General features: G+C 61.5%; 11 protein-coding genes. 4 read left to right on the forward strand and 7 right to left on the reverse strand.

Going from position 1 to position 21,134, the window contains the following annotated elements; genetic code table 11:
* Nucleotides 1-311: 311 nt before the first annotated feature.
* The 7 genes from VJ464_05280 to VJ464_05310 form a co-directional block, all read right to left on the reverse strand.
* On the reverse strand, nt 312-4,070 hold the full coding sequence (locus tag VJ464_05280) for a sigma 54-interacting transcriptional regulator (protein ID HKQ04520.1): 3,759 nt from the start codon (nt 4,068-4,070) through the stop codon (nt 312-314).
* Nucleotides 4,071-4,646: 576 nt separating this feature from the next.
* Nucleotides 4,647-5,678: an HAD family hydrolase gene (locus VJ464_05285; protein ID HKQ04521.1), complete on the reverse strand. Its 1,032-nt coding sequence runs from the start codon at nt 5,676-5,678 to the stop codon at nt 4,647-4,649.
* 5 nt (nt 5,679-5,683) lie between these two features.
* Nucleotides 5,684-7,480 carry a hypothetical protein gene (locus VJ464_05290; GenBank protein ID HKQ04522.1) on the reverse strand — a complete coding sequence of 599 codons (1,797 nt, stop codon included), beginning with the start codon at nt 7,478-7,480 and terminating at the stop codon, nt 5,684-5,686.
* Between the two features lie 99 nt (nt 7,481-7,579).
* Nucleotides 7,580-9,946: a hypothetical protein gene (locus VJ464_05295; GenBank protein HKQ04523.1), complete on the reverse strand. Its 2,367-nt coding sequence runs from the start codon at nt 9,944-9,946 to the stop codon at nt 7,580-7,582.
* Nucleotides 9,947-10,105: 159 nt separating this feature from the next.
* Nucleotides 10,106-10,705: a hypothetical protein gene (locus VJ464_05300; protein HKQ04524.1), complete on the reverse strand. Its 600-nt coding sequence runs from the start codon at nt 10,703-10,705 to the stop codon at nt 10,106-10,108.
* 386 nt (nt 10,706-11,091) lie between these two features.
* Nucleotides 11,092-12,090 (reverse strand): OmpA family protein, encoded by a 999-nt coding sequence (locus VJ464_05305; protein ID HKQ04525.1) that lies wholly within the window; start codon nt 12,088-12,090, stop codon nt 11,092-11,094.
* Nucleotides 12,091-12,476: 386 nt separating this feature from the next.
* Nucleotides 12,477-13,388: a Na+-dependent transporter gene (locus tag VJ464_05310; protein HKQ04526.1), complete on the reverse strand. Its 912-nt coding sequence runs from the start codon at nt 13,386-13,388 to the stop codon at nt 12,477-12,479.
* Between the two features lie 231 nt (nt 13,389-13,619).
* Here VJ464_05310 and VJ464_05315 point away from each other — a divergent pair, with 231 nt between their 5' ends.
* The 4 genes from VJ464_05315 to VJ464_05330 all read left to right on the forward strand — a co-directional run bounded on the left by VJ464_05315 (nt 13,620) and on the right by VJ464_05330 (nt 21,060).
* A complete protein-coding gene (locus VJ464_05315; GenBank protein ID HKQ04527.1) occupies nt 13,620-14,558 on the forward strand; it encodes a DUF4344 domain-containing metallopeptidase in 939 nt (312 codons plus the stop codon).
* A gap of 605 nt (nt 14,559-15,163) precedes the next feature.
* Nucleotides 15,164-16,459, forward strand: coding sequence for an efflux RND transporter periplasmic adaptor subunit (locus VJ464_05320; protein ID HKQ04528.1), 1,296 nt, complete (start codon nt 15,164-15,166; stop codon nt 16,457-16,459).
* A gap of 3 nt (nt 16,460-16,462) precedes the next feature.
* Nucleotides 16,463-19,645 (forward strand): multidrug efflux RND transporter permease subunit, encoded by a 3,183-nt coding sequence (locus VJ464_05325; protein HKQ04529.1) that lies wholly within the window; start codon nt 16,463-16,465, stop codon nt 19,643-19,645.
* Nucleotides 19,642-21,060 (forward strand): efflux transporter outer membrane subunit, encoded by a 1,419-nt coding sequence (locus VJ464_05330; GenBank protein HKQ04530.1) that lies wholly within the window; start codon nt 19,642-19,644, stop codon nt 21,058-21,060. Before VJ464_05325 ends, VJ464_05330 begins: the two co-directional genes overlap by 4 nt.
* Nucleotides 21,061-21,134: the final 74 nt, after the last annotated feature.

Here is a 21,134-nt window from a genome sequence, read left to right on the forward strand (position 1 = left end):
CGGGGGCGCGCCGCGATGGCATGCCTGCAAAACGGAGGGGAGGCAGTACTAGGTTACCGTTGACGGCCCGGTGTGACTACTGTCAAAAGTGACAGGTCCGAAAAAAATTGCCGGGCGCGGCCCGCTACGCCTGCCCTGCGGGCGCTTGCGGTAGCGTGTAACCGATCTAGAGCGGTTTTCATTTGCGTTTGCCATGTAGCGCAAGCTAACCGCATTGCGCCACACCCGATTGAAATCGGCTCTAAAGGCTGATCCGGGGAATCTGGCGGGCTTGCTGATGCGGCAGGAAAGGCACAATCACGGTGGCTTCGCTAAGGCTTCCCATTCATACCCTTCTGTATTCCGAGTTTCGCCATCCGCGTGCGCAGCGTGCTCGGGTTAAGTCCCAGAACCCGCGCCGCGCCTTTCGGCCCTTCGATCCGCCAGTCGGTTTGTTTGAGGATGCTGAGGATGTATTGGCGCTCCATCTCTTCGAGGGTCTGCCGCGACGAAGACAACTCGACCACCTGCGGCCTGCTGAGATCATGGGCCAGGCGCAGGGTAGTGTCTTTGGTATTGACCATGGCTCTCTCGATGACGTTGGCCAACTCCCTGACGTTCCCCGGCCACGGGTAATCTTGCAAAGTCCTGAATGTCGCCGGCGTGATGCTGGTGATAGTCTTGCCCAGTTTCTTAGAGAACTGGCGCACGAAGGTCTGGACCAGCAGGGGAATGTCTTCTTTGCGCTCTCGAAGCGGCGGTATGGTGATGGGGAAAACGTTGAGGCGGTAAAACAGGTCTTCGCGGAATCGCCCCGCCTTGACTTCCATCTCAAGGTCGCGGTTCGTCGCGGCAATGATTCGCACGTCCACCTTGATGGTCTTGCCGCTGCCGAGGCGCTCGAACTCGCCCTCTTGCAGCACGCGCAGCAGCTTGGCCTGCAACTCCAGCGGCAGGTCGCCGATCTCGTCCAGGAAGATGGTGCTGCCATTGGCCAGCTCGAAGCGGCCGAGCTGGCGGGCCGTGGCACTGGTGAACGCGCCCTTCTCATGGCCGAACAGCTCGCTCTCGATCAGCGTCGCCGGCAGCGTGGCGCAGTTGACCTTGACCAGCGGCCTGTTCTTCCGCAGGCTCGTGTTGTGCAGGGCGCGGGCGACCAGCTCTTTGCCGGTGCCGGTCTCGCCGCTGATGAGGACAGAGGTGTCGGTGGCCGCCACCTGTTCGACCTTGAACAAGATGGCGCGGATCGCCTCGCTGTTGCCGATGATCTCGTCGAAGTTGTGTTCGAGGAGTATCTCTTCTTTCAGGTAAATATTCTCCGCCTCAAGTTGCGCCTTGAGCTCGCTCACCTGGGCGAACGCCTCTTGCAGTGCGGCCTCGGCGCGCTTGCGGTCGGTGATGTCATGCAGCACTGACAGCACGCGATCTTTGCCCTCAAGCACAATATGTTTTAAGCTGGCCTCGACCCAGAACTCGCGACCGGACTTATGCCTCGCCGGCCATTCAAAGTGCTGCGGCTCGCCGGCGCCGGCTTTCCTGATCAACTCTTTGGCGGCCTCTTCGGTGTAGGGCGGCTCGCCGGCGCTCAGGACCTCGGCGGAGTATTGGATGGCCTCCTCTTCGGTGACGCCGAACATCTCGCACATTCTCTGGTTGACGGCAATGATCTCGGCGGTCTCTGTGTCGTGGATGAAGATGGCGGCGTCGACGCCGTGGAAGATTTCGCGGTAATTGACCTCCGACTGCTTGAGCGCTTGCTCGGCTCTCTGGCGGTTGGTGATGTCGCGCAGGATGACGGTGTAGAACTTCTCGCCCTTCAGCTCGGTTTGCGACACGGAGGCTTCAATGGGGAACTCCTCGCCGTTGACGCGCCGCCCAAAGATGTTGCCTCGCGTCCCCATAAAGAGGCTGACGATGCCTGACTTTCCGAAATCACGGACACGCTCTGCATGGCTTTCGCGGAAGCGCTCCGGGACGAATTGGATGATGGACTGGCCGGTCACCTCTTGCGCCGAGCAACCGAACATCTGTTCAGCCGCCGCGTTGAAGAGGACGATGCGCTGGGCTTCGTCAATGGTGATGATCGCGTCCATAGCTGAGCCGATGATCCCGGCCAACTGCGCCTGGCTCTCGCGCAGTGCCGCTTCGGCCCGCTTGCCGGCGGTGATGTTGCGCACGACGGACAAGAACTGGTTGCCTTCGGTCTGAGTGATGCGCGCCTCGAACCAGAGCATCTCGCCTTGAATGGGCAGCGTGTACTCAACGACCTGTAGCTCGCCGGTCTCGGCGGCGCGCTGGAAACAAGCGGCCATGACTTCGCTCAGCTCTGTCGGCAGGACGTCCCACATCGACTTGCCGAGGAATTCGGCGGGCGGGGCGAGCAAGTCGTCCGCATACCGGGCGTGGTAATCCAGGTACGTGCCGTCAGCGGACTGAAGAAAGACCAGGTCCGGCAGCGCCCGCAGGATGGCGAGGTTCCGCTGTTCACTCTGGTGCAGCGCCTCTAGCGCGCGCTCGCGTATGCTGATGTCTATGGTGACGCCACGCATGCCGACGACCTTCCCCGCCCCATTCAGGATCGGCGTGACGTGCGCCTCGGCCCAGAGTAAGCGCCCGTCTTTGGCCCGCCAACGAAATTGAAAGAGCCGCTCCTTGCTGCCTGCGAGAAATGCCTTGCGCTGGCGCATGAATATTTCGCGGTCTGCCTCATGAATAATTGATTGAATGAAATTGGGGGTGGACAACCACTCCTCGATGTTATAGCCGAGCGCCTTCTCGGCATAGCTGTTTACGAAGTCTATCCTTGATGTTGTGCTGTCAGGCTCGAACCTCGTTTCCCAGACGAGGCCCGGCACGTTCGCGAGCACATTCTCCAGCCTCTGGCGCTCCTCTTCGGCGACCTGCGCCAGGCGGCGGCTTTCTTTTTCGGCCTGCCGGCGGCGGGCGCGCTGCAACAGCAGCGCGGCGATGAGCACCCCCTCAAGAAGGGCCACGACGATAAAGAAGCTGACGTACCAACGGTAGAGTTGCCAGAAGGTCGGTTCCCTGAACTCGACCGTGCTACCTGGAGGCAGATGGCGCTCGCTGATGCCCCAGCGCCGCAGCGCCCGCCCGTCAAACATCAGAGCGTTGGGCGCGTGTTGCAGAGGGATGTCCTGTGGACGCTCACCGTTGAGGACGCGCAGCGCCAACTGGCCGAGACTGGCGCCGTCAGCGTCGAAATCCATCAAGCTGCCGCCGACGATGCCATTGCCGAAGTGCGTTTGCGCGGTCCCGTAGACGGGGGCGCTCGAAACCGAGGCGAGCGAAGAAGCCTGCTCCGGCCCGGGAAAGCTCTTGCCGGCGCTGTCCAAAAAGAGGGAGAGCAAAATCACGATGCTCTTTGGCGGCAAGGCGGCCACCTTCTGCCGAAATTCCTCCATCGTCAGGTCGGTCAGGTAGGTTATCTCCTGCTTGCCTTCATACCTCGCGAACTCCTGCCGAGCCTCTGACAGAATGAACTTGTCCAGGCCAGCGCTGCCGGCGACGACGAAGATATTCTCAGTCTCGGGCTGTAAAGCCAGGGCAGTCTCCAGCGTCTTGCGGTAGTCGGACCTTGACCGGACCCCCGTGACATCTGGGTCAAGGTGGCGGGCGGTCTCTTCGTCTCCAGCCAAATAGTAAAAAATGATCGGCGTACCGGGTAGTAGCTTATCCCGGTTATTCGCCACTATCCGTAACGCCGGAGGCCCATACGCGATAATCAGATCGATCTTCTCCCCTTCATACTTGCGCTTCAGAAAACGGACCAGCTCCTCGGCATACTTCTCCTCGGGAAACCGATAGGCGTCCATAGCCTCCTGGTAGAATTGGAAGCGGTCCGATGAATTATTTCTGAAGGTGCTGCGGAGGGCCTGACTCACCCTGGCCGGGCCGGGAAGCGTGAGGTCTTCCGAGGAAACGATCAGCACTTTCTTCGGCGTTTCGTCTTGGGCGGGCTGCGCCTCTGCCGCGCCAGCCGCAGTTAGCGACAGCAGGGTCACGAGCAAGGCAAAGACAAAGATCAAGCGACATGGAGGCCAGGGCATGAACTGGGGAGTTCGTTTATTCATTAGCCCACCTACTGTGGAAACTACCTGGTGAACGGCTGAAGGTCGGGCCGCGTTAAGTCGTCACACAGTCGCCTGGGGGCTAGCGAGTCGGATTGACATGATGCCGAAAGTTTCTATAACTGGTTCGGCTGCTTGAGCCAATTCGTGTTGGACACCGCTCACGTTCAGTTTTGGAACTTGGCTTCCCTGGAAGATGGACTACTGAACGCAAGAGACCACGAAACGGCAACAGCGGCAATATAACATAGGGTGAAACCCCTATGCCACAAAAAACGCCGCCGCAACCGCCTCACATTGGTCTGAGCTTTTTTCAGCATAATTGGAATATGTCTTATATTTTTGATTAGCAAACAGGACAGTCGAAAGCCGATCACCCTTCCCCCATTGCTGACGATTTCTTACCTCAGAGCAGTTTTCGATTGCCCTACATCCAATTGAAAACCGCACTAGATAATGGCCCGGAGGACGGGCAAAACTCGTCAGCCATGCGTTTGGGAGCGGCAGACGAACTTGCCACTCCCTCTTCGTCAAACTGCCTTTCGGGCCGGTGGGCACGGGTCCGGCAATGAGCGTTGGTCATTTTTCAAATGCGAAAATGGTATTGAAATCACTCTTCATGCTGACGACGGTCCAGCCGCGCGCCTGCGCCGCCTTCATCAGCTTATCGGTGTTCTCTTCGTAGGCGAATTCGCGCTCGCCATCGTCGTGCCGCAACACCAGATTCAGGAAGGGATGATTACAGCCGGCGGCCATCATCATCATGGCAAGATCGCCATTCGTATTCCCCGCCACGAAGATGGGCCGCCGGCCGATGTGCAACTGAATGTTTTCGGCTTTCCCCGCCTTTTCGTTGAAGATATCGATATTCGACTTGCGGGCCAGATAGCCGCCCTCCGGCCCCTCTTTGAACTCATACTCCGGCGTCGTGCCGATGACGCGGTCGCGCGGAATCTCGTAGACCGATTCCGATAGCTCGCGGACGAAATCGGCTCCATAGTTGGTCACGATGTAAATCTTGAAATCATGCGCCCGCAGCAGCGCGAGCAACTCAAGCATCGGCTGGTAGGCAACCTCGGTGAACGGCCTTTTGAACTTCGGGTGCTTCGCCGTCTTCAGGAAGTCGCGGACAACCGCGCCGAACTCCTCGACGGTCATGCTGCCGTTGGTTACCCGCAGCAGGTCGAGCATATTCCACATGTTCTTCAAGGACTCGGCGAGGTCTTTGTCGTCGTCATCGAGAATGAACCGGAAAGGCTCCTGGTATTTCCAATGCAACCGCAGCTCGGAATCCTGCCTGGCGATGGCTTTGACGCGCTGGCGCGCAAAGACCATCTGCGGTTGATTCTCATAGATGGGCCACTCGCTCGACAGGGTGCCGCCGTCGTCGAAGGTGGCAATGCGCTCTTCGGGCCTGACATAGCCGGGGCTTGCCTTATCGGTCACCTGATGGACAAAGCTGAGAACCCGCGTCTTGGCCTGGCCGTCTCGCCACGAAGGCAAGGGATCGTTATGCTCTTGAGCCTGCAACCGTGTGGGAACGGCCAGCGCGATAAGCATCATGGCTGCCGCCAGGCCGCGCGCGGCGATGGGCCATCGTTGAGCGTTCATCTCTCTTACCTCCGCTGCGCCGCCTCTGGTCGCAGGCCGCCCTGGCATACGGCCAGTTGCGCGATCACGGATATGTCCTTGCCGGCCAATTGCTGCGCCAGCAGCAACGCCCGGTCATAGTCGGCGCGTGCCAGCGATGTCAAAGAACCGGCCAGACCCGACCGTAATGACCCCTCGGGCTCGGCATCGAGCGCACAGGGAATGTCTTGCTCAGGATTGAACGCCTGGGCTTCGCCCGCAACAACCGCGTTTAAGGAATTCACGGCTTCCTGCATGGCCGCAAAAGCGCGGGGTGAATCGAAGGGCGCAAAGCCCGTCACGATGGCCAGCAGCAACCGGGCGCGCGCCGCCGGTCGCTCGATCTTTAGCGCCTCAAACTCGGCCAGCTCCAACAAGCTCTTCGCGCCGACGCTGTTGCGCAAAGCGGAAGCGGCTTGCGCTAACCTGACGAGCAGCTCGGTCTTGGCAACTTTGTCGGCTAACAGCGGGACGATCTGCATGGCTTCCTGATTACGAGCTTTTGACAACAGCCGCCGGGCGACGGCGACGAGCACGCGGTCACGCATCTCCCGGCTGGCAATGTTTGTGGCTGCCTGTTGAGCGGCTTGCAACTCGCCATTGGCTAACCACCCGAAGGCCGTTTTCGCGTAAAGCTCGTCACGGTCGCCCGGCTCTGCGCTCTTGCGCGCAGCCTGCTCAATAGCGTCAGGCTGAATCGGCGGCGTCGGACGAACATCGCCGGCGGGGCCGGAGGTCTGTTCAGCCCCCAACTCTGCGAGTCGGGGCCGTATCTGCGCAGCGCGTGCCGGCAGATAGCGCGGCAATAGTTCCAGAAGATACTTGCCGGTGCAGTAAAGCTGGAAGGACGAATCAGTGGCGTCCCGACGAAGCGATTCGACCTGACCAACTCCGTCGCCGCTCATCACCAGATCGCAGGCGAGATTGAGGAAGCGGACGACGGCGGCTCGCGGCGGGCGGTCTTTGTCTGCCGATCCGACCGCTGACATCAAATATAGACTGAGCGTGTGGGCATCATTGGGCGAGATACGTCGGCTGTGTTGCAGATAATCGACCGCGTCGGAGAAGAGCTGATCGGCAAGCGCCGGGTCGCGCTCGTCAAGGCGCATCAGCAGGCGATCAAAGTATGGCGAGACGCCGATTGCAAGACTCATCCTGGCGAGCGCCAAGGCGCGCTCTTTGTCCACTTCAGCCATCTGCATCGCCACACTCACCAGCAGCTCGCGGCTCTCGGCCTCAAGTCGGCCCTGAACGGCGGCCCACGGCGGCAAGCCTGCGGATGGCGTGCGGCGCGCCCCCTCATTGCTGACAGCGGCAGAGGGGAGGACAAATGAGCGGGCCAGCGTATCGGCCATCTCCGGGTCATAGATCACAAGATGGTCGAGGAACTCAACTCTGAGCTGTTGCCTGCGGGCCGCGTCAAACGCCGAAGCCGGCTGGAAATCAATCGGCGAGCGCATTAGCGGTTGAAAGGCACGCCGAAAAATGGCGCGGGCCTGTTCGCGGTCGTAAGGCAAGAGCAGCAGGCCCGCCCACGCTTGAGCGCGCGCGGCGACGACGGCATCTGATGAAAGCTGTGCCTGGTCAGCCATCTGGACGATCAATTTCATTACCTGATCTTCATGGCGGCTGGATGCGGCAGGCGGATTGGGCGAAGCATTGGGCGAGCTCGCACCCATAACCGCCATGAAGAAGATCAACGAAATCAACTGAACGCTGCGCCAGGCGCGGGCGATATGCCGACGGAAGGCCAAACCGGTCGTTTGTATTAAGGGACTGGTCATCGGTCACCTCCTCGTTCCTTCGCCCTATCAGTCGGTGCCTGCTCCCTCAACCCCGTTAGCCGCGCCGGTCGTCCTGGCCGCGCTCGGCAAGCCTGCCGGTCAGCGCCGGCGACCACCGCCGCCGCGAAAGCCGCCGCCGCCGCCGCGGAAGCCACCGCCGCCTCTGGAAAAGCCGCCGCCGCTGAAGCCGCGATAGCTCCCGACGTTACCGCCGCGGTTTTTGTTGTACTTTTTGAAATCGCTCGTGCGTTTGGAGCCTTCGAGACGGGCGGCGCGGTCGCCTTCAAGCTGCTTGTAGGTCGAGCGGTCCAGCTTCGTGTTGTCGCCGCGGTCCTTTAATGGGTTGACTTGTTCGGGCCTCTGGACCTGATCCCAACTGCCGTTCTCCCACTTGCTCCAGTTGCCGCTGTCGTCGCGGCGATAGACGTTGCCGTCGCGCCCGGCATAGACGTTATCCTCGCCTTTGCCGACAAAGCCGCTGCCGTCTTCGCCCTTGCGACGGATCATCGCGCCATTTTCGGTGCGCGTCGCGCGGGTCGTGTTCCCTGTGCGGTCGTTCGTGAAGCGTTTGGTTTGCGCCCACTGATCGCCCCGCTTCACGGCGGTCGAGCCCCAACTGCCGTAGACGCCCGACCCCTGGCGCGTCGAGGCAAAGCTGCCGGTGCGCGGATTCCAAACTTGCGCCGCGCCACGCGCCCCGTTCGGCCCCCAGGCCATCGCCCCGCGCGCATAGGTGCCGGTCGAAGGGTTGTAGCGCGCGCCGAACCCGATGCCGCCATATGGGCCATAGATTCTTCCGGCGCTGCCATAAAAACCTGTCACCGGGTTATACCAGGAGCCGTAGCCGTAGGTCCTCAGCGGCGGGTAATAGATGGGGTAACCGCCGCCGTAGCCATAGTACGGGTCGTAGTACCAGCCCGACCCCCACCACTCGCAGCCCCAGGCCGTCATCATTCCCCAGTAGCCCGCCATCGCAGCGTACTCTACCCACTCGTCGTCCTTGTCCTCGTCCTTGACGGTGACGTAGGTGACGTTATGCGACGGCGAGCTGATCGGGATTTCATAGATCTCGCCGGGCACCGAGCTGGCCACCGTCCATGCGCCCGTCGGGCTGCTGCCCATGAACCAGACGCCGTCGAAGCACATGTAATACATGTCACCGACCTTGATGATCTCCTTGTCGCTGTTGATGGCGCGGGCGAGCGAAGTCGTTTCGATGGGCTTGAACTGCGGCTCGCCATCGTATAGCACCTGTGGAGCTTTAAGCTCATTTTTATTGACGCGGGCGGTCTGCGGCACTTGCGCCAGCATGACGGCCTCGGCGGCCTGACGGGTGCCGGGCACCGAGGCCAGCACACGCGAGCGCGGATGTTCGAGCGGGATCATCTTGAAGTCGGGCGGCAGATTCGGCGTCGCAAAAGTCCAGGGCCCGGTAAAATCAGGTGCCGTGAACCAACGGCCTGCAACCAGGTAGTAGACCGGGCCGTTCTCGCCGAGGCGAAAGAGATCGCTTTCGGTGTTGCTCACCCACAGCAGTTTCGTGCCGGCTCCCGAGACCAGAAAGTATTTCGGCTCGCCCTGGAGCGCGATCAACTCGGCGGGCTGCGAGCTGACGAAGACCGTCGGCACGGGCCCCGTGTGCTTGCTCTTCAGGTGGTTGCGCACCTCTGTCCAGTTCTCTTCATTCGGCAGTTTCTTGAAGCTCGAAGGCAGCTTGTCGGCCGCCACCCACGGCCCTTTAATGTCGGAGGCTTGCAGCCAGGTCGCCTCATCGCGCAGATAAAAGGTGGAGGTCGGCCCGTATTGGAAGAGGTCCCAGTTGGTGTTGACGGCGAATTTCAAATCGTTTTCTCGAATGGGACTCCAGATGGGATCGCCGTCGATATTCAAGAGGATGGCGGGCGTCTTGCTGAAGAAGACCGTCGGCGGATCGGCTTTGATGCCGGGGACATTCTTGGGAATGATGCGGCTCTTGTCGAGCGCCGCCAGCACGCGGTCCAGCGCAATCACACGATCATAGTCGGGGATGGCCTTCTCGACCTCCGAGACGATCTCGCGCGTCTGCTCTTTCGCAAGCGACTGAAAATTCGCCTCGGTGATCTTGAGCACAGAGAAATTGACGAGGCGGTCTGCTAAGGAAACCTGTGTGTCCGCCTCGATCTTGAGGGTGCCGCGCGCCGGCTTCTCGACATCGCCGGTCGGGATGTACGAGACCGCCGCATAAGCGACCATGTGCTTCTGGTCGTCCCAGCTCGCGGCCTGTGGCTGATAGATCGTAAAGCTGGCGCCGCTCGGCGCTTTGTAGTTCCGCGGCCAGGGTTTTTCGACCTGCGGCCGTACGGGCGCGGCGGCAGCCTGCGGCGCAGGGGACGCAACCGGCGTGGGCGGCTGCTGCGCGAAGCCCGGCAGCGCGGGAAAGACACTGATCAGGCTAACGACCACAAGGGGAATCCATACTCGTTTCATAGCAATCTCGCTTTCCTTGTCCTATTGCCGGCAGGTTGAAACCTCGGCTCGCCTGCTTCAACGACAGACCGCAAGAACACAAGAACGGAAAGAACCGCCTCGCCAATTGGGCGAATCGCCGGGCCCAGATGCCGGCGATCCGCCCGGCCCCTGCGGAATCTACTTGCGCCGCGTCACGCCCATAACCTTGGATGGAAAACTCCCGAAGTTTTCCAGCTCCAGTCGGAGTTGCTCGGTCTTTTTGTCGGCCTCGATTTTGACCTGGGCCAGCCCAATGAAGGTGCCGGAGCCGCGCCCCTTCTCGTCGAAATAGATTTCGATGATCGAGAAGGGATAGTCGAGTGAGCGATTGCCGCTGCGAACTTCCCAAAAATTCTGCCAGCGCTCGAAGGCGGCGATGATGCGGCGTTTGCCGTTGACCTGCGCCTCGCGGACGACGAGCAGGTCACGGCGCGTCTGTCCGGTGGCGGCGATAAAGCCGAGGTTGTTCTTGTGAACGGCCTTCATGAAATCGTCCTGGCCTTCGCGGGCGAGGACGTTCAGATACTTCCCCGCCTCCTCGTCATTCGTCCGCGCCGTCAACGTCATAGTGAAGCCGATGGTTGCCATCCTGCCGTTCGTGTTGACGATGGTTCCCGTATAGACTTCCTTGGGATAGCCCTCTTCATTGTTTCCCGTCAGCTTCTCTTGCGCCGCCGCTGATACAGACAACAGCGAGCCGCAAATCAGTAGGAGGAGTGACCTGACCATTCGTTTCATCGCAAGCCTCGCTTTCACAACAGGTCGTCAGACAAGCGTGGGGCCGCTGAATGCTGCCTCGCGCCGCGTGCCTAAAAGCCTGCTCCACAGTCATTATATGGAGGGTCGAAGCGAGCCGGTAACTGTCAGTATTGACAGGACGTGTGCAAGAACCTGCGGCAAGGTTCGAGTCAAAGGCTTTCCTCTTGAGGGTCAGTTGGTGATTAAGGCGTTGGCGATGGTGCCGCCCAACGGAATGAATGCCGCTTCGACGATCAGCGGCTAACGGACGATGACCACCTGCCGCCCGGCGATCAGGGCGGCGATGATCCAGACGAGGAAAGGCACACTTCCTACTTCAAGCCGGCCATCCGGCATTTCGTGTGAGCTGCCGCCGGCCCGCGCGGCTACGATATATTTGCGATGCCTTTGTTGACGAGCAGTTGAATCTCGACGCGCCGGTTCTTGGCGCGACCTTCGGCGGTCGTATTCTCTGCCGCCGGCTTATCCTCTCCATAGCCAAAGGGCTGAACCAGCCGCTGCAAAGGCAGGTTGTGCTTCGTCACCAGGTAACCGATGACGGCGTTGGCGCGACGCTCACTCAGTTTGCGGTTGGCGGCGGTATTGCCGGTGGTGTCGGCGAAGCCGACGACCGCCACGACCCATCCCTTGGTGTTCTGAGTTTTGACCCAGGCGGCGGCGGTGTCAATTGTAGCCTTGCCTTTCGGGCCGAGAACCGACGAGCCTGTGGCGAACAGCACGGTGATCGTTCGCACGGGATCGTAATCGTCGAGGCCGTTGATACGGTTATGCGCCGAGGCGGCGGATTGCTTCGCCGCCTCGGCGGTGAGCTGCGCCTTCTTGGCGGCGGCGGCATTCTCCTCGCTCTCGCGGGCCAAGCGCCGCGCTTCTTCTTCGGCGGCGGCGAGGCGCTTGGCGTTATCTTCAGCAAGTTGTTCAACAGGATCAACGCGTGCCTTGAGCGCCTGCGCGGTCCTCAGGTCATCTTCGTCAAAGCGGATTTTGTCGGCGACGATCTGGCCCTGCGCGTTGCCGACGCCGCTGACTTCCAGGCGCAAGCCGCGCAGGATATAGCTGACGCCATACGCTTTGCCGCCGCGAAAGACGCCTTTCTTGTGGGTTTTCACGTCGGTATTCGGCGTCAGCGCCACCTCGCGCTCGACGCCCGTCTGATCACGAAAGGTGAATGAGTCGGCGTGGCGCTTGATGACGATGCCGATGATCTTCACCTGTTGCCCGTTGGGAACGGATTGTCTGAGCGAAATCGTCGCGGCCTGCGCACGGCCCGCCGGATTGCCAGACCCCATCAGCGCCCGCCCGCCCGCGATCAGCACGAAGGCGAAGGCGATTGCCGCCAACCACCTGATAATCTTTTTAGTCGTCATGGCCGCTCCTTCTCGTTGGGTGAAGGTCGAAGAGGTGGTCAGTTGCGTTTCGGTTTACCGTGAGCCAAGCAGGCAGATGATTCATCGGAAGATCAAGCCGCAACGTTTAACCACTCAAGCATTACCTCTCGCCTTCAGCCGGTTGCTGCTTTCTCAGCTCCGGCCTCAAGCTGGATTCCCAGCCGAGGCTCTGCCCTCGATTCTATGACCGGCGGCATACGGCGGAAACTGTCAAAACTGACAGCCTGGAGCGGTTTTCAATCGGGTGTAGCGCAATCTGTTAGATTGCGCGAGACAGTGCGCAAGCTAACAGATTGCGCCACAACGCAAACTCAATCGAAAACGGCTTCAGGCGGAAAAAAAGAAAGCGGCGACGATAGGCTTGCTTACAATGTCGGGCTGGCTGGGCCGACTGTGCCTCTGAGCGCGGTTGCCTGAGCCGCCTCCGCCTTCGGACCGTGCAGGCGTCGCCAGCTCAGGTAGGAGAGCGACATGATGGCGTTCACCATGAGGTAAAGCAGTAACGCCGCCAGTACGAGCCGCTGTTCGGGAAAGCAGGCGCCGGCGATGGCCAGCGCCACCGCCGGGTGCCGCGACGAGGTCGAGAGCGCCAGCACGACTTGCTGTTCGGGCTTCGGGCCGCCGAGCAGGTGGCCGGCGGCCAGCCCTAGAACGGCGAACGCCGTGATTGCCGCGAGCGTGCCGCCGCCGAGCAGCGAGACGGTGGCCGGCGACACAACGATCGGGATGGGCAGAAAGCTGACGCCGAGCATCACGATGGCCAGCCGCGATACCGGCGGCGCAATCCGCGCCGCAACCGCGGGCGCGCGATGTCGAATCAGCATGCCGGCGGCGAGCGGCACCATCACCGTGAGCAACACAATCTGCGCCACCGCCGCGGGCGGCACCTGCGCCGGCACATCAAAGGCGCTCGCACAGACCCAGACGCCGATGGGCACGAACAGAATCGCCAGCGCCGCCTCGGCCACCAGCAGGCTGAAGGTGAACGGGACGCCGCCGCCGGCCTTGAGTCCTTGCTTGGGAAAGAAGGGAGGGGCGGGCGAGAGCGAGAGCGCCACCAGCACGACTTTCACTGCCGGGTGCAGGTCGAACAGCGCGACCAGCGCCACCGTCACCAGCGGCATGACGACGTTCATCGCCAGCAGCGAGCGCAAAAACAGCTCCGCCCTGCGCCACAGATAGGTGAGATCATGAACCGTCACGTCGAGACCGAGACCGAAGACCAGCAAGACAATGCTCGCTTTCAACACCAGCGATGTCAGAGTCGCCAGTTTCATCAATGATGCTCCGCGCGTTGGTGTTTTGGTAAGCCGTGGATACTCACCGGAGGCAATACTCAAGTCCATCCTACAGGCCATCGGCAGCGGCGAATACTGTCAGCTTTGACAGGCGGGAGATAATCCGGCGGCCTTCGCCGGCACTGTCAATAGTGACAGTACCGGCTCACGGCCAGCGGCAATAGAATATGGCCGTCCGATGCTGCGAGCCGGAAGGGAACGAGTCGGGTGGTGAAGAAGTTTTCAAAGGCGGTAGGGAATGGGGCGCTGGCGCGAACACGCCTCGTCCTCGACGCGCTCCTGTTGATCGCCCTGATCACGCTGGCGGTCACGGGCTTTCGCCAGCCGCAGCCCCAGCAGGCCGATGTCATTCGCCCGGACCAATCCGCCGACGCTTTTCCCGGGCAGGCCCGCTATGCGCAGGCCAGGATCAAAGATCAGGGTGATTTCAAGCTCTGCTACGAACCCCGGATGACGCCTTGTCCGGGGGAGGCAACCCCGCGTGTCGCCATCCATCAGGCGGCCATCGAGTGCATCGTTGATTCGCTCAACGAGCGAATGGCGCTCCCCTATGACATCACTATCACCTTCAAAGAATGTGACGGGCCGGACGCGTCGTACGACGACGCCACGCATCAGGTTACTGTCTGTTACGACTTGATTGATGATTACTACGAGCTGTTCTCCACAGAGATAAAGGATGAGGCCGCACTCGACGCGGCCGTCAAAGGGGCGCTCGCCTCGGCTCTGTTTCACGAGCTGGGGCACGCGCTCATGGACGCCTGGAATCTGCCGATCACCGGCAAAGAGGAGGACGCCGCCGACCAGCTCTCGACGCTGATTCTCATCGAAGAGACCGAAGAAGGCGAGCAGATGGCGCTCGACGGCGCGCTCGCCTTCAAGCTTTACGCCGCGCTCGACGGCGGCGAAGAGAAAGCCTACTGGGACGAGCACTCGCTCGACGAGCAAAGGTTCTATGGCATCCTCTGCATGCTCTACGGGCATGACCCTGAAAAATACGAGCAAGTCATTAAAGACGGAACGCTGCCGGCGTCGCGCGCCGAGATGTGCAAAGACGATTACGCGAAGTTGAAGAAATCCTGGCAGACGCTGCTCGCCCCTTTTGTGAAAACCTCGCCGGAAAGCGTCGCCAAAATCCGCATGCGCTGACCGTAAACGCCGCTGTCCCGACATTCGACCGGCTCAATCGCCCCACCCATCTTGAGCGGTTTTCGATTGCGTTAGTCCTGTAGCGCAAGGCGGTTAGCTTGCGCAGTGACTCGCGCAAGCTAATAGCTTGCGCTACACCCGACTGAAAACTGCTCTGGCCGCTCAGGCAAAGGGTGGGGCCGATTTTTTTCGCCGAAACCTGTCACATTTGACAGTACCCTCTGCCGCCCACCGCTTTTATCATTGGGGTCGGCTAGCCGTTGTCGAACCCGGCTGAGCACGGTCGAAGGCCGGTCGGATCGTTAGGTTTAAGAGGCTTGTATCGCATCGCTCGCAATCAGATTTTGTTAAGGCACTCAGGCTGATCTGCACTCACAACGCCAGAGGCGAGAGGCAGCGCCGCCGCACGCTGCTGACTTGAGCGGGAGCCGGGTGGAGAGTCGTTCCGAAGCGTCCGGGTATTCATTGTCCTGATCGACCTCAGGAATTCGGGCAAGCTTAAGCAAAGCGGTCAAGAGGGCGCGGCAGCCTCTCGGCCTCGGTCACGGATCGAGCCACGCTCGCGACAGGAGTTGAAGATGAACAGTCTACTCAGATGCAGAATTATGGCTTCCGTAGTGGCGGCGCCGGCGCTGGCGGCAGTGCTGATGAGCGCGGCGTGTAAGGGCAAAGAGATCGCCAAGGTGGGCGCTGACGTTACGGTGCCCGCCGTCGTCGTCTTCGACGTACCGCAACGCACGGTGCCAATCTACAGCGAGTTCGTTGGCCAGACGCGCGCACAGGAAACCGTCGAGCTGCGCGCCCGCGTCGAAGGCGTGCTCGAAAAGATTTACTTTCAGGAGGGGCTGCCGGTGAAGAAGGGCGACCTGCTCTTCACGATTGATAAGCGCCCCTTCGAGGCGGCGCTGCAATCGGCCAAAGCGATCCTCGCCAAAGCCGAGTCCGACCTCGCGCAGGCGCGGCAGCGCACAGACGTGCTCAAGGCGCAGGCCGAGTTGGCCGACGCCGAAGCCGTGTTGAGCAAGACCGATCAAGACCTGGCTCGCGTCCGACCACTGGCTAAAGAGAAGGCGGTCACCGAGCTTGAGCTGGACGCCGCCATCGCCGCCCAGAAGTCGGCCAAGGCCAACGTGGATGCCCGGCAGGCCAATCTCACCAACCTCGAAGCCTCTGTCAAATACACCATCGAGCGCGCCGCCGCCGAAGTCTCTGCCGCCAAGGCGCGGGTGACTCAGTCGCTTCTCGACCTCAGCTATTGCAGCATCACCTCGCCGCTGAGCGGCATCATCGGCTTTAAGGCCGTTGACGAAGGGAATCTGGTCGGGCGCGGCGCGGCGACGCTGCTGGCCACGGTATCAGTGGCTGACCCGCTGCTGGTGGACTTCAACCTCAGCGAGATCGATTACCTGAAACTGACTGACCCCGCGACGACTCGCCAGCGGGTCGGCAGCCTGAGATTCGAGATGATCCTTTCCGACGATAGCGTCCACCCGCATCCCGGCTCCTTCAAAGTCATAGACCGCACGGTTGACCCGACCACCGGAACCATGAAGGTCGAATGCAGCTTCCCGAACCCGAAGAGCTACCTGCGGCCCGGCCAGTTCGCCCGTGTGCGCGTCGCTGTCGCCGAACGCGAGCACGCCATCCTCGTCCCGCAGCGCGCCATTCAGGAGCTGCAAGGCGCCAAGACCGTGCTGGTCGTTGACGCCGAAAACCGCGCCGTGTTGCGGACGATCACCGTCGGCGACCGCTTCGAGAATTACCTGATCGTGCTCGAAGGGCTTAACCCCGGCGAGCGCGTCATCGTCGAGGGCATGCAGAAGGTGAGGCCGGGCGGCGAGGTCAAACCGTCAACCGCGCCCGCCGCCGGGGAAGCCACCCAGCCGACGCAGGGGAATTGAGTCATGGCAAACTTCTTCATCCGGCGGCCCATCGTCGCTATCGTCATTTCTATCCTGACCGTGATGTTCGGCAGCGTCGTCATCCGCGGGCTGTCGATTGAGCAGTATCCCTTTCTTGCGCCGCCGAACATCCGCGTCACCGGCACCTATCCGGGCGCGTCCGCCGAGGCCGTCGAACAGTCTGTGGCGACGCCCATCGAGCAGGAAGTAAACGGCGTTGACCGCATGATCTACCTGAAGTCGTCGAATACCTCGGACGGCCGCATGTTGCTGGACGTCAATTTCGAGGTCGGCACGGATCAGGATACCGCCAACGTGCTGACGCAGAACCGCGTTTCGACCGCCGCCGCGCGATTGCCGGCGGAGGTCAACCAGCAGGGTGTCACCGTTAAGAAGCAAAGTCCCAGCATCCTGATGGTGATCTCGCTCTTCTCGCCGAAAGATGCCTACGACGCCAACTTCCTGATTAACTACTGCGGCATCAACCTGCGCGACCAGATTCTGCGCATCCCGGGCATCGCCCAGGTTGATCTGTTCGGCGGCACCGATTACGGCATGCGGATATGGATACGTCCCGACCGCCTGGCCAAGCTCGGCCTGACGCCGTCGGATGTAATTTCGGCGATAAAAGAGCAGAACCTGCAAGCGCCTGCCGGCAAGGTCGGCGCCGCGCCGACGCCGAAAGATCAAGAGTACACCCAGACGCTGAGCGCGCCGGGCCGGCTGGTGACGACCGAAGAGTTCGAAAACATCATCATCCGCCAGACGGCGACCGGCGCGGTGGTGCGCGTCAAGGACATCGGGCGGGCAGAGCTTGGCTCGCAGGATTACAACTCCTTCGGGCGGCTCAACGGCAAGCCGGGCGGCGCGATGGCCGTCTACCTGCTGCCGGGCGCCAACCAGCTCAAGGCTGCCGAGACCATCTACGAAACCCTGGGTCACGCAAAGACGCTCTTCCCGCCCGACATGGATTACAAGATCGTCTACGACACGACGCCGGCGGTCGAAGCCTCGATCCACGAAATCTTGAAGACCTTCGTCGAGGCGTTGATCCTGGTGACGCTGGTGGTCTTCATCTTTCTGCAAAACCTGCGCGCGACGATCATCCCGATGATCACGATCCCGGTCTCACTGATCGGCACGTTCATCTTCTTTCCGATGCTGGGATTTTCGATCAACACGCTGTCGATGTTCGGCCTGGTGCTGGCCATCGGCATTGTCGTTGACGACGCCATCGTTGTGGTCGAGGCGGTCATCCATCATCTTGAGCACGGCATGACGCCGAAGGAGGCGACCGTGCAGGCGATGAAGGAAGTCTCCGGCCCGGTCGTCGGCATCGCGTTGATTCTGTCGGCGGTCTTCGTGCCGGTGGCGTTGTTGGGCGGGCTGGTCGGCAGCATGTATAAGCAGTTCGCGCTGACCATCGCTATCTCTGTGCTGCTGTCGGCCTTCAACGCGCTGACGCTGACGCCGGCGCTCTGCGCGCTGATGCTCAAGTCGCCGAAGCCCATGCGCGGGCCGCTCGGCGCTTTCTTCCGCGGCTTCAACCGGGTGTTTGACGTGACGACGAATGGCTATGTGAAAACGTCGCGCCTGCTCGTGCGCCGCGCCTTCCTGACCATCATCATCGTCGCCGGCGTGGCGGTCGGCGCGGGCTACTTCGCGCGGCAGATCCCCGCCGGCTTCATCCCCGACGAAGACCAGGGCATCTTCGGCGTCAACGTCCAGCTCCCGCCCGGCGCGTCGCTTGAGCGCACCAGTGTCGTGCTCAAGAAGGTCGAAGAGATTCTGGCGAAGACCGAAGGCGTAGACTCTTACCAGACCATTGGCGGCTATGGCGTGGTGACGAACACCTATCAGCCGAACTACGGCTCGCTCTTCGCTCGGCTTCATCCCTGGGAGGAACGCAAAACCGCAGAGTTGAAAGTTAAAGGCGTCATGGCAAAGCTCCAGCGCGAGTTCGCCGACATCCCCGAAGCGGTCATCTTCCCGTTCAACATCCCGACCCTGTCGGGGTTCGGCGCGGCCTCGGGCTTCAACTTCCTCATACAGGACCGCAGCGGCACGATGACGGTTCAGCAGCTCGGCGAAGAGATGCGCAAGTTCATCGCCGCCGGGCGACAACGGCCTGAGCTTGGCAACCTGTTCAGCTCGTTCGACCCGAACTACCCGCAGGTCAAAGTCGAGCTCGACCGCGAGAAGGCGCGCACGCTGGGCGTCCCGGTCAACGAGGTATTTCAAACCATGTCGTCGGCAATGGGCGGCGCCTTCGTCAACGACTTCAACCGCTTCGGGCGGCTCTATCGCGTCTACGTCCAGGCCGAGGCGGCGAATCGATTAAAGGCGGAAGACATCGGCAGAATCTATGTGCGCTCGCAGACGACGAACTCGATGGTGCCGCTGTCGACGCTTCTGACCATCACAGACATTGCCGGGACCGAGCTGACGACGCGCTTCAACCTGCTGCGCTCGGTCGAGCTTCAGGGATCGCCGGCGCGCGGCTACACCTCCGGGCAGGCGCTGGCGGCGCTTGAACAGATCTTTGCCGAGACCATGCCGAAAGAGATGGGCTTTTCCTACTCGTCGCTCTCTTACCAGGAAAAGATCGCGCCGCCGCCGGGGCCGACTCTCATCCTCGCCCTCCTCTGCGTCTTCCTGTTGCTGGCAGCCCTCTACGAGAGCTGGCGGCTGCCCTGGGCGGTGCTGCTGGGATCGCCGCTTGTGGCTCTGGGAGCCTTTTTCGGGGTGTGGCTGATGGGCTACGACAACAACGTCTATGTCCAGATCGGTCTGGTCATGCTGATCGGTCTGGCGGCCAAGAACGCCATCCTGATCGTCGAATTTGCCAAGGCCAAGCACGAGGAAGGCGTGGAGCTGGAAGAGGCCGCCTTGACCTCTGCGCGGCTGCGCTTCCGGCCCATCCTGATGACCGCCTTCGCTTTCATCCTCGGCGTCGTGCCGCTGATGCGAGCCAGCGGCGCGGGCGCGGGGGCGCAGAACGTGATGGGCACGGGCGTCTTCTGGGGCATGCTGGTCGCCACCTTCCTGGGCGTCTTCATCATCCCCGGCAACTTCACCTTCGTCGAGAGCCTGGGCCGGCGCAAGCACAAGGCCATAGAGACGCCGCAAACGCCGTCGCCGCCCGCCGTGGTCATCGCCAAGGCTGCAAGAGGTGAACACCCATGACTAAGCGATTGTTTGTCTTGCTTATCCTCTTCAGCTTTGCGAGCGCCTGTACGGTCGGCCCCAAGTATCAGCGACCGCGGGTGCAGACGCCGGCAGTCTATCGCGGCGTTGCCGACCCGGCGGCCCAACCCGACCCGCAATCGCTCGCCGATGCCAAGTGGTTCGAGGTCTTCAAAGACGATCAGCTCCAGCGGTTGATTCGTGATGCGCTCGCGAGCAACTACGACCTGCGCGAAGCGGTCGCGCGCATCAACGCCGCCCAGGCCAATTACGGCATCACCCGCTCCGAGCAGTTCCCAACGATAGGCGGCAGCACCGATGCGACGACGAGCCGCATCTCAAAAAGCGGCTCGGTGAACCTGCCCGAAACCTTACCCATCCAGCGCGACCGCACCTTCGGCGGCGTCCTGCTCAACCTGCTGACCTTCGAGGTTGATGTATGGGGCCGTCTGCGGCGGGCGACCGAAGCGGCGCGCGCCGAGTTGCTGGCGAGCGAAGAAACGCGCAAAGCCGTTATCACCACGCTGGTCAGCGACGTGGCGACGGCTTACTTCAACTTGCGCGAGCTGGACTACGAGCTTGAGGTGGCGCATCGCACGCTGACGTCGCGCCAGGAGTCCCTACGCATCATCAAGCTGAGGCAAGAGCGCGGCGTGTCGAACATGCTCGAAGTGCGGCAGGCCGAGCAGCTCGTCTACAGCGCGACGGAGGTCATCCCGGCGACCGAGCGCGCCATCGAGCAGCAGGAGAACTTTATCAATTTCCTGCTTGGCAAAAACCCGGCAGGCGTCGCCAGAGGGCTCGGCCTGACCGAACAGCAGATGCCGCCGGCAGTGCCCGCCGGCCTGGCCTCGGACCTGATCGAACGCCGCCCCGACATTCGCGCCGCCGAACAGAACTTGATCGCTGCTAACGCAGAGATCGGCGTCGCCAAAGCGGCGTACTTTCCGCGCATCACGCTGACCGGGTATCTGGGCTTCGAGACCGCGCAGCTCACCAGGCTGTTCAGCGGTGACCGCAGCCTCTGGGCGTTTACGCCGGAAGTGACCCAGCCGATCTTCACCGCCGGTCGCCTGCGCTCGAACGTGCGCCTGACGAAGGCCCAGCGCGAGATTTTCCTGATCGATTACGAGCGCACCATCCAGAATGCCTTCCGCGAAGTGTCGGATTCGCTGGTCGCTTATCGCAAGGTCAAAGAGGTGCGCGCGCAGCGCACGCTGTTGGTCGAAACGCTTCAAGACCGTTCGCGCCTCGCCTACATGCGTTACAACGGCGGCGTCTCGAATCTGCTTGAGGCGCTCGACGCCGACAGGGACCTCTTCGACGCCGAGCTGAGCCTTGCCCAGGCGCACCGTGATGAGCTGTTGACGGTGGTGCAACTTTACAAGGCGCTCGGCGGCGGCTGGCAGCTATGAAGGAACGAGGCGACAAAGGCCCGCGGCTCGATGGCTCGGAAAGGAAACGCAGATGTTTCGTTGACGGCGCGAGC

Source organism: Blastocatellia bacterium (assembly GCA_035275065.1).
GTDB lineage: Bacteria > Acidobacteriota > Blastocatellia > UBA7656 > UBA7656 > DATENM01.